The 1,084-nt window shown below is 67.3% G+C and carries 2 protein-coding genes and 1 pseudogene; all 3 read right to left on the bottom strand.

The features are described 5' to 3' along the window. Positions 1 to 24: 24 nt before the first annotated feature. Complete coding sequence (gene rplW, locus AB0I03_RS27050; RefSeq protein ID WP_039635354.1) at positions 25 to 348, bottom strand: 50S ribosomal protein L23; 324 nt, start codon at positions 346 to 348, stop codon at positions 25 to 27. Next, on the bottom strand, positions 348 to 998 hold the full coding sequence (gene rplD, locus AB0I03_RS27045) for a 50S ribosomal protein L4 (RefSeq protein ID WP_073442712.1): 651 nt from the start codon (positions 996 to 998) through the stop codon (positions 348 to 350). Before rplD ends, rplW begins: the two co-directional genes overlap by 1 nt. 8 nt (positions 999 to 1,006) lie before the next feature. Beyond that, positions 1,007 to 1,084 (bottom strand): annotated as a pseudogene (gene rplC / locus AB0I03_RS27040) (50S ribosomal protein L3); the annotation flags it as partial.

Below are 1,084 nucleotides of genomic sequence, written 5' to 3'. Positions count from 1 at the left end.
GATTTCGGACGATCCGGACCGCCGTTAGGCGGTCGGACCGCCGAAGATGTCGATACGGTCGCCCTCGGCGAGGGTCACGATGGCGCGCTTGGTGTTGGCACGCTTCCCGAAACCGGTGCGGGTGCGCTTGCGCTTACCCTGCCGGTTGATCGTGTTGACCCCGGTGACCTTGACCGAGAAGACCGCCTGGACGGCCTGCTTGATCTGGGTCTTGTTGGCGCGCGGGTCGACGATGAACGTGTACTTGTTCTCGTCCAGCAGCGCGTAGCTCTTCTCGGAAACAACCGGCTTGACGAGGACGTCGCGCGGGTCCGTGAAGGTCTTGCTGGTGACGACGGCCTCAGTCATCAGGCGTCGCTCCCTTCGGTCTCAACGGCCTTGGGGCCAGACACGAAGGACTCGAAGGCGGCCTTGGTGAAGACCACGTCGTCCGAGACGAGCACGTCGTACGTGTTCAGCTGGCCCGGCTCCAGGATGTGGACCTGGGGCAGGTTACGGGCGGACAGCCACGCGGCCTCGTCGGAGCGCTCGACGACCAGGAGCAGGTTCTTCCGCTCGCTGATCTTGCCGAACAGGCCCTTGGCGGCCTTGGTGGACACCGCGCCCTCGACCACGCCGGAGACGACGTGGATGCGGCTGTGGCGGGCCCGGTCGGAGAGGGCACCGCGCAGCGCGGCGGCCTTCATCTTCTTGGGCGTCCGCTGCGAGTAGTCACGCGGCTGCGGGCCGTGGACAACGCCACCGCCGGCGAACTGCGGCGCACGGGTCGAACCCTGGCGCGCACGGCCGGTGCCCTTCTGGCGGTACGGCTTCTTGCCACCGCCACGGACCTCGCCGCGGGTCTTGGTCTTGTGCGTGCCCTGACGGGCAGCGGCCAGCTGCGCGACGACGACCTGGTGGATCAGCGGAATGCTGACCTTGGCGTCGAAGATCTCCGTGGGGAGCTCGACGGTCCCGGCCTTGTCGCCTGCCGGCGAAAGGATGTCAATGGTGCTCATCGGTTACCTCAGGCCCCCTTGGCCGCGGTACGGACCAGGACGAGGCCGCCGTTCGGACCAGGAACTGCGCCCTTGATGAGCAGCAG

The sequence above is a fragment of the Glycomyces sp. NPDC021274 genome (assembly GCF_040641195.1).
Lineage (GTDB): Bacteria > Actinomycetota > Actinomycetes > Mycobacteriales > Micromonosporaceae > Glycomyces.
Note: the sequence above shows the minus strand (reverse complement) of the source record. Positions and strands in the feature narration are given on the sequence as shown.

Bases quoted from the DNA above. Each gene is read 5' to 3' on its own strand.
- rplW (WP_039635354.1), bottom strand. From the start codon at position 348: ATGACTGAGGCCGTCGTCACCAGCAAGACCTTCACGGACCCGCGCGAC.
- rplD (WP_073442712.1), bottom strand. From the start codon at position 998: ATGAGCACCATTGACATCCTTTCGCCGGCAGGCGACAAGGCCGGGACC.